Origin of the sequence: Fredinandcohnia quinoae, assembly GCF_022427965.1 — a bacterium.
Classification (GTDB): domain Bacteria; phylum Bacillota; class Bacilli; order Bacillales; family Bacillaceae_L; genus Ferdinandcohnia; species Ferdinandcohnia quinoae.
Genome location: NZ_JAKTTI010000036.1, coordinates 38,787 through 47,034, shown reverse-complemented (window position 1 = coordinate 47,034; position 8,248 = coordinate 38,787). Strand labels below are relative to the sequence as shown.

Here is an 8,248-nt window from a genome sequence, read left to right as displayed (position 1 = left end):
TTGTGCTGAAAAAAGCGGGTGGAGGATTGCCTAAACTTTTTTATGGCTGAACAAAGTAGACGATTAGGGATTAAGGGTAATAGGATAAATTTAGTATAATTAATAAAACGGCAAGGAAAAAGCAATGATAGGATGTGAAAATGGATGCTTTCTCTTGAAGAGTACATTTCAAAAAGAAAAAAGGAAGATCGAATGAATGAATTTGATATTGAGTCAAAAGCTCAGAACATGCAAACGAGTATGAACTATATATTCGAGTATTTCAATCAATACCTTGATGATTCAAAAATGGATGAAAAAACAGTGCTAAACGAAGAACGACTTGAAAAGTATAAAAAATCCCTTCGGCATTATGAATCAGAAATTCAGGAATGGTTAGTTGGAATTTATGATGATTTTGACAAAAAATTGAATCGTTCCATTGTTAGTTACCTTAAAAAAGATGATTTATTTTATATATACAACACTGATCAAGAGTTTCGCAGTGCTTCATATGATTGTTATGCACAACTCATAAAGAAAAATCACTTTCTGAAAGAGCAGACGGAAATGCTTTTCCTTTTTATCAAAGACCATCATCGAATTCAAAGTAATCCAAGAATGGATTTCGAAAATATCTATATCTCAGAGGAAGTAGAAGAGTGGATTAAAAAGACATGGGACAAATATCAAGTGAATTTGCTTACTTTTGCATCAGATTATGTGTCTCGCTTTTTTAATAATGAGGAAACTTGGGAAGCAAAGCATAGAATTAGAAGCAAAGATAGTTGGCGGAAATATGAGTATGACTATAAACAAAAAAGTAATTTATTCAATATTAATTCATTACATAGAAGAATTTCCAAAAAGCCTTTTATCAGAGGAAAAAAACAATTACTTGAAATATTATTAATGTATTGTTGGCTTCATGATATTGAGGGTGACGAAGAATACTGGCAGGAGTATATTAATAAGACATTAGGATAGAAGAGTATGAAGAAAATAAAAACTTTGATTGAATAGCGGGGAAATTATAATGGATATTTACGATCTATTAGTGGAAATTGAATTACTAATAGCTTCTAAAAGGGAAGGGGACTATTGGGATTTCAAGGAAAAGCATCACCCGAATAAAGCGGACTTATTGCATGACATAATTTGTATGGCGAATAACAGGGCTGATAAGGATGGTTATATAATCTTTGGAGTTAGTGACGACTATGAAATAAAAGGCACAGAAAATGATGAAAACCGTAGAAATCAACAAGGCATTATTGATTTTTTAAAGTCCAAAAAATTCAGTGGGGGTATTAGGCCAACAATTGAAATGAAGACATTGGATTTTTATGATAAACAAGTTGACCTTCTGATCATAAAAAATAGTACGGATACACCTTTCTTTATTCTTGATGATTATTCTGATAAAAAGAGAAAGGTTAGAGCAAACGCAATATATACTCGTACTGGTGACGTAAATACCGATATAGATAAAAGTGCTGACATTAACCACATCGAATATTTATGGAGAAAGCGGTTTTTACTTAATAGGCCGCCATTAGAACAAATTAAGCAGAAGCTACAACAAAAAAGTGAGTGGAAAAGAAAAGAGGATACTTTTTATAACATCTTTAACCCCGAATTCACTATAACTTTGGAAGATGATGATAGAAGTGGACATCCAGAATTTTATTCATATTTAATGATGAATATTAGTACATCTTATGGAACTTTAGAAATTAAATGTTTTGGAACAAAACTGTATAGTCAGGGATTTACTATTTTGGATAGTGGGAGATACTTAACTGTTGTACCAGAATGGGGGTTTATTGAAAATAAATTTAAGTTCAATGGGGCAATTTCATATAAATACTACATAAAGGGATCGTTGGATTATATTTTGCATGAATTTTTATCAGAGGATGACCATGAGGCTGTTATGGCGAAGAAAAGATTTTATAAAGGTATTGTAATCTATAATAATGAATTAGAAAAAGAGTTGTTTGAAGAATATATTTACCAAAATATTAGCTTTCTTACTGAGTCAATTAATAATATAGATGACCCATATGAATGGTTAGAAACTGAAAGTGAACAGGAAAAACAAGACGCTCGAACAAAAATTCAAATAGGGGAAGAGCTGAATAGGTTATTGGATAAATTTCGAAATGAAAGGTGATAAAAGCAATACCAACTGTCTCAAACTTTCTGATGGCTTCTTCTCGATAACAAATCGGTATTAAAGGGAATTAAGTCACCTGAAACTGGCCGCTCATTATTGAGTGGTCTATTTTTTTATTAAGAAAAATGATTTTACGGGCAAGGTGATGGTTATGCAACCGTTATTTGATCAAAAATGGCTAAACACCAGTGTTTGATCACGAAATTGCTAAATCACAACTACACTTTTATATGGTATTATTTAGAAAAATGCTGAATGGGGGATATGAAATGAGAGAGGTAGAGTTCAAACAGTTCCTTATTAACAATAGTGATATTGAAAGTAAGGTGAAGGCGGTTAATTCAAGGGTTGCAAAAGCATTGATGGTTGAGAGGCAATTAAATGTAAATTTGGATAATGAAGTAAAGGGTGACGAGAAGATGTATAGTCTATTACTTCGAATTCAAAAGGAGATGAATGATGGATTACATCACAATGTTTATCAGAATGCGGTAAGAAAGTATTATCTATTTGTTAATGGAAAGGAATTTCCTCGATTAAAACAATATGAAAAAAAGAGAAGTTTATAGACATTAATGGAGAAAGTGAGGTTTCCTTCGGTTGCAAAAACAATATTTTAATCTTATGCAATTTTTTGATGGGTACGTTCGAAATTATCGAAGAATGAATTTGTCCCATTTACATAATCGTTCCATGTTTACCAAAAGGGAAATAGATTATTTCGCTAATTTAGGTGAGTTGTTGGGATTCGATGCATTTGTTGAGGATTCTAAGTTTGACCGAATTAAAGGTCGTTCAAGGCCGATGGATTTGTCATGGTGGAAGTGGGATGCTCGAAAGGATAAAGAGAACTATTTATATCTTGCGTTACATTTAGAAAGAGAAAACGTATGGAGTAAAGATGTGGATACAATTGAAAAACTCTTTTCCAAGACGGAAGAGGCATTCATTCCACACAATGTTATTGGAATACAAAATATCGAATCATTTGAAAGGATAGACTTTTTAAATGAATTAATTTATAAAAAGAATTCCATTCAAAAGTCAAATGCATTGATGATCTACCGTTACTATGACAGTGATAATGATATAGAAAGAGTAGATGCGTATTATTTTACGCCATCGGGTTTAATGGAATGTAGACAGGCTTTATGTAAACAAGACCAATCGGATTATTGGTTTATGTGTTTTGAGGAAGAGTTTGCTCCATTTCAAGGTAAAGAAAAAGTTGCTAACACAATCAAAACTATATAAAGAGTATCAGCCGAAGGTGAAATGAGTTCATATCCTTCGGTTTTTTTATGATGCTGAAACAATCAATTAAAAAATACAAAATGGATATCTACAAAGATATACATATATTACCAAACCCTTATTTCGCATTAATTACATCAAAGTTTAATTTGATTTTTGAAAAGTGTTCGGTTTGATTAATTCCTATTAAATCAAGGTTTGTTTATATTTTCAACAATGACAAAGATTAAAAATGTTATGTTGTTAAAAGAGTGTTTGGTAAAAAATAATTTGCATAAAAGTTTACGTATTATAGCATAATAAAAAGTTTAGGCTAAAAAAAGTCTTTGGAAACAAACTAACATTGCAGTAGGCGTTACTACTATTGCAAGAGAATTAGTTTGAGGAGATGACATGATATGCCTGAATCGAATCAAATCATTCGAATTGATGGAAAAAATGTATTTTTGGAAGTATTAAACAGTGCATTTCAAATAGGAAAAGTTCAAATGAATTTTTTAGAGTATGATGTGACTAAGGATAAGGGTGAACGAATAAAGCACGATATTGCTATCTACGTAGATATAGATAAGTTCTTGGTTCTTTCCAACGATGTTTTAAGTGGAAGGATAAGTGCTTTAGCGATTAAGGCAAGGGAAGAACAACAAAAAGGAGGGTACAAATACAGTAAAGAAATCTGGAATGATATGGGCGGTATTTCAGCAGAGACGCTAAAAAGGCGAGGAAAAGAACGTGCTGATGGAAAAAGTCTTTCTCGCCAATTCAAAATCACTCCTGGTGACAGAGTACACTGGATACTATCCGCAGAAACAGGTAAAGGTGAATTGACTGAAACGGGGTTAATAGTACCGAGATTCAATGGAAACAAACCAGAGGCGGTTGTTCGTGTACCTTTGACAAATGAAGACTTAAAAAGGATGGCACTCATTGTGAAGGCTCATATAGAAGGGTATTTGGGTTCGCAATATTAGACAAATGGCAATGGATATCAAAGCACGCTATAAGCGTGCTTGTTATTTCTTTCCCATTAATTCACCTTTATCATAATGCCTTTATTCATTTTCTAATTCTAAACTTACAATGTCACTAAAGCTAAGATTGATAATATGTTCTTCTTGCTCAATAAATAAACTCTTGTTAGTAGCATCAAGTCTATGGATTAATCCTGTATAACATTTAAAGAATCCTTTTTCCCATGTCTTAACTTTTAGCTGATAAGAAAATTCCATTGCTAAGCAGATCTTCTGCTCGAATTCATCAAGTTGGTATTCATCAAGGATAGGTTTTTCAACTTTTTGTTCATTTACTTTTAGATCTCGAAGCATTTAACATGCTCTGGCATAAAGAATGCTGATTGCCATTTAAGTTTACCTCGATCACGAATCGTCACTAAATTGCCCTCCTTAAAAACTATAATAATTAATTATAGAACGTTTGTTCCGTTAATGGCAATGTACCCACCATTAATATGTAACTTCTATTTTTTATGTTATTCTATTTGTAATAAATGGGAATCTTTTGAAACATTTAGGGGGAGAGTTTCGAATGTTATATAACGTTAGATAGAATACCTCGGAAACTAAGAAAATCTATCAAGCAACCAAGAATTCTGAACTGTTAATGGAGCATTTGGAAAAAAGTTTACTGGAAGCGGGGATTGTAAAACTAATAGGAGAGAAACCGACTCCGAATAGAGGATATGGTGTACTCTTCTACTATTATTCAAGTAAACCGAGGAAGCGGTTATTATCATCTGCACCAAGGCGAGATCATGACCATATTCATATTGTTATTTTTAACAATGTCTTGAATCAGGAACAATTACTTAATGAAGGATTTGATTTAGGGAACGAAGTGGAAACACCAGATGTTAAGATTCATAGGAAAGAAGAAATTGATAAATTGGTAGGGTTAATAATAAACAATTTACATCAGGTTTAATTTTTGCCCCGTTATTTTATCAACTTTTCCGCATATAACATAGAAATTCAAAAAAGCAGGAGGAGATTTCTATGTTTATAGGTCAGGAACATAAGAACAAATTAGATTTATTCTTACATCAGGATGGAACGTATGAAAAGGATATTGAGAGAAAAGCATTGTTTTATATTTTTGCAGGGAACAATGAATTGGCAGACAAGATTCACCATTTTTATGATTTTGAGGAAAGAATGATAAGGATTGAGGGCTTTAATGAAACAAGCCTGTCCAGTAGTTCAAAATCCTTAGTTAAATTGGGGTTTAATCTTTACAACAATTACCCATGCGGTACAGTGGTTGAATTGCTTGGCAATTTGGATGAACAAAATCAAATATTGGCGTTAAGTGCTATTAAACTTAGGTTCGTAATTGAGTAACATGTTCATTGACGTAATAGGCGAAGTTCGTTTATGATAATATAAATATTGATTTCAAATAGGTGAAAAATGATGGGGAATTTAATTGGAAAACCTCACAAATTAATAAATGGAAAAATTAGGCTCGGATACGATTGTATCCGAGCTTTTTCTATTTTTAGATGCTGTTGTCTGAAAAACAACATCAGATTTTAGAAAGGGGTGGATTAAATTGAAAAAGGTAATATCAAAAATAGAGGCGAATGGGGTTATGCAATATTATGTAATTGGCATATCCAATAAAATCACTCTACTTATGATTGGGTTAGTAGTTGGGTATTTTTTGAAGACCTGGTTGTTCTAATATTGTTATATTTCTCAGCAAAAAGTTACTTGTCCTGCAAAATAATGAGGTGGTGAAGGAATGGCGATTAAAAAAGGAAACTTAAAGCGTGTAACAAAGCCTCGATTTTGGGGCGAACGTGAGAGCCAAATAAGCGAGGAATTAAAAGAAATGATATTTGAGCAATATTTAAGTTATGATTCGTTGGCATGTTACTGTGATTGCTCTGTAAGTAGAGATTTAAGCCAAATGGCGTGTGCATGTACTTATGTAGGCAATGGAAGCATTATTGTGAAACAGCAATATGCCTATCCTCCAAAGGATTGTGTAGATAAGCCAATTTATGGGGAATTAAAAGCTCTTATTTTTGCCTTAACGAATTTCGAAAAATATATGATGCCTGGTTGCGAGAAGGTTACTGTTTACTCAGATGTAGATGATATTGAGGGTTTTTTGCACAATAAAATTACTTTTAAAAGAAATGCCTCTTTAAAAAAGCTACAGTCTGAATTAATTTTACTCTATCAAAGGATACAGAAGATGCATCCTAATATAAGAATTGACGTTAGGTATTTGCAACCTTTTGAAAAGGTTAATAATCCATTTCACAGAAGTAGCCATAATGCTGTAAAAAGAATGTTAAATAACAGGGCGAAATAGTGATTGACACAAAAAATAGATATTTGTAAAAAACTAAAAGGAGATGTTCTAAATGTTATTATTCCACCCGCTACGTAAGACGTATGATGACTTTGAAGAGGTCTATCAATATCGAATGGATGCAGTAGACGGTACGCTAATTGAAACAGATAAAGAACTACAGGTCAATCAGGTAATAATTCTTAAAGATATAAGTGATTACGGAATTATTGTAGAAAGGGTTTGGGAAGAAGACGGTCAAATGTGTTTCACTCATGTTTCTGCGAAGGATCTCATTGTTCGAGCAAGAACTCCAAGGAACAAGGAATGAATGGCTAAACAAAAGAGGGGAAAAGAAAGCGGGAATTAAAAGGGAGAAATAACAAAATCAAATCTTCCGAGAACGAAGGTAGTAGATCGGGGAGTATCTAAGTTACAGATGAAAATAGTATGTATTTCTTGTTCGATTAAACAATTGAATGAAGGGAAGGATGAAAAGTGCTAATTACCGTATCTGCAACGGCGATTCTAATAATAATCGGATTAGCTTTGATTACTTCAAAAGTCATAGTAAAAAACAAAAGACACAAATGAGGAAAACACTTTTGATGTATTGGGGGCGGGAGTATTGAATTCCGAACGTGAACTTGACCTAACTCAGTTAAAAGAGAAATATGATAATGCCTTGAAGGATTTATCTGAGTTTCTTGGTAGTAGTAAGACCTATAAGGATATGACGGTAGAAGAGTTTAAACAGGAAGTCAGATTGTTTTGGGAAAGAAGTGATATTTGGAGGCAGGCATTAGAAAATGGGATCTATTCAAAAGAAAAGTTAGATGAAGACTTCGAACTGTTTAAAATACATGCTAATAGGCTGTTATTATGAAAATATCGGAAAACTATTATGTGTTTGTGGTTCTAAAAGGAGGAAGGAATGGTGAGAGTTTTATCGTTTTACCCGACAAAAACCTTTAAGCTAATTTTGGAATTTGAAAATAGCGATTATCGTTTATTAGACATGCGTGAGTTTCTGCATAATAAGGAAGGATTAATGAAAGAGATAATTAACGATATAGAGGTATTTATGACGGCAAAATTAGATGAGGTTGCAGGAACGGTAATGTGGGCAAATGATGTTGACTTTGATCCTGGAATTTTATATGAAAGTAGTATTTCTCTGGATGAACTTATAAATAATGATTCTACCAAGAATAAAAAGGCAAGAGGATTACCGATACCGAAGAAGATTACAAAGTTACCAGACGATTATGAATCTGAGATTTCAAGGCAAAATCGGCGGTTAATAAAGCTACTTAGGGGCTTATGAAAAAATAAATAATCTACAAAAGAGTTGACGATCGTTCTTTACAGCCGAACTGTGTAGTTATTTCAATTAGTATCATGATTACAAGTTTCTGAGAGTAGATGGTCATTATCTACTTTTGCACCTCTAATACCGATAGAATGAAAGTCTAAAAAAGGAGCGAGCATGGTGGAAGACAGGTTGCATAGCGGAAA

At 32.9% G+C, this 8,248-nt stretch carries 13 protein-coding genes; 12 read left to right on the top strand and 1 reads right to left on the bottom strand.

What is annotated here, in order from left to right; all coding sequences use genetic code 11:
* Positions 1 to 144 precede the first annotated feature (144 nt).
* From MJG50_RS18075 to MJG50_RS18055, 5 genes are all read left to right on the top strand, one after another.
* The gene (locus MJG50_RS18075; RefSeq protein WP_240257167.1) at positions 145 to 966 is read left to right on the top strand and encodes a hypothetical protein; all 822 of its coding nucleotides are present in this window, start codon (positions 145 to 147) and stop codon (positions 964 to 966) included.
* A 49-nt stretch (positions 967 to 1,015) separates the two neighbouring features.
* Positions 1,016 to 2,155, top strand: coding sequence for an AlbA family DNA-binding domain-containing protein (locus MJG50_RS18070; RefSeq protein ID WP_240257166.1), 1,140 nt, complete (start codon positions 1,016 to 1,018; stop codon positions 2,153 to 2,155).
* A gap of 272 nt (positions 2,156 to 2,427) precedes the next feature.
* Positions 2,428 to 2,727, top strand: a complete 300-nt coding sequence (locus MJG50_RS18065; RefSeq protein ID WP_240257165.1) for a hypothetical protein — start codon at positions 2,428 to 2,430, stop codon at positions 2,725 to 2,727.
* Between the two features lie 124 nt (positions 2,728 to 2,851).
* Positions 2,852 to 3,412, top strand: a complete 561-nt coding sequence (locus MJG50_RS18060; RefSeq protein ID WP_240257164.1) for a hypothetical protein — start codon at positions 2,852 to 2,854, stop codon at positions 3,410 to 3,412.
* Between the two features lie 398 nt (positions 3,413 to 3,810).
* Positions 3,811 to 4,383, top strand: a complete 573-nt coding sequence (locus tag MJG50_RS18055; protein ID WP_240257163.1) for a hypothetical protein — start codon at positions 3,811 to 3,813, stop codon at positions 4,381 to 4,383.
* Positions 4,384 to 4,464: 81 nt separating this feature from the next.
* Here MJG50_RS18055 and MJG50_RS18050 read toward each other — a convergent pair whose 3' ends face one another.
* Positions 4,465 to 4,737 (bottom strand): YolD-like family protein, encoded by a 273-nt coding sequence (locus MJG50_RS18050; protein ID WP_240257162.1) that lies wholly within the window; start codon positions 4,735 to 4,737, stop codon positions 4,465 to 4,467.
* Positions 4,738 to 5,032: 295 nt separating this feature from the next.
* Here MJG50_RS18050 and MJG50_RS18045 point away from each other — a divergent pair, with 295 nt between their 5' ends.
* From MJG50_RS18045 to MJG50_RS18020, 7 genes are all read left to right on the top strand, one after another.
* On the top strand, positions 5,033 to 5,353 hold the full coding sequence (locus tag MJG50_RS18045; RefSeq protein WP_240257161.1) for a hypothetical protein: 321 nt from the start codon (positions 5,033 to 5,035) through the stop codon (positions 5,351 to 5,353).
* Positions 5,354 to 5,424: 71 nt separating this feature from the next.
* The gene (locus MJG50_RS18040) at positions 5,425 to 5,769 is read left to right on the top strand and encodes a DUF6075 family protein (RefSeq protein WP_240257160.1); all 345 of its coding nucleotides are present in this window, start codon (positions 5,425 to 5,427) and stop codon (positions 5,767 to 5,769) included.
* Positions 5,770 to 5,980: 211 nt separating this feature from the next.
* On the top strand, positions 5,981 to 6,112 hold the full coding sequence (locus tag MJG50_RS22220; protein ID WP_275695658.1) for a hypothetical protein: 132 nt from the start codon (positions 5,981 to 5,983) through the stop codon (positions 6,110 to 6,112).
* Positions 6,113 to 6,172: 60 nt separating this feature from the next.
* Entirely contained in the window at positions 6,173 to 6,751 is a 579-nt protein-coding gene (locus MJG50_RS18035) for a hypothetical protein (RefSeq protein WP_240257159.1), read from the top strand.
* A 52-nt stretch (positions 6,752 to 6,803) separates the two neighbouring features.
* Positions 6,804 to 7,061: a hypothetical protein gene (locus tag MJG50_RS18030; RefSeq protein ID WP_240257158.1), complete on the top strand. Its 258-nt coding sequence runs from the start codon at positions 6,804 to 6,806 to the stop codon at positions 7,059 to 7,061.
* 297 nt (positions 7,062 to 7,358) lie between these two features.
* Positions 7,359 to 7,616 (top strand): hypothetical protein, encoded by a 258-nt coding sequence (locus MJG50_RS18025; RefSeq protein WP_240257157.1) that lies wholly within the window; start codon positions 7,359 to 7,361, stop codon positions 7,614 to 7,616.
* A gap of 51 nt (positions 7,617 to 7,667) precedes the next feature.
* Positions 7,668 to 8,057, top strand: coding sequence for a DUF2442 domain-containing protein (locus MJG50_RS18020; protein ID WP_240257156.1), 390 nt, complete (start codon positions 7,668 to 7,670; stop codon positions 8,055 to 8,057).
* Positions 8,058 to 8,248 lie beyond the last annotated feature (191 nt).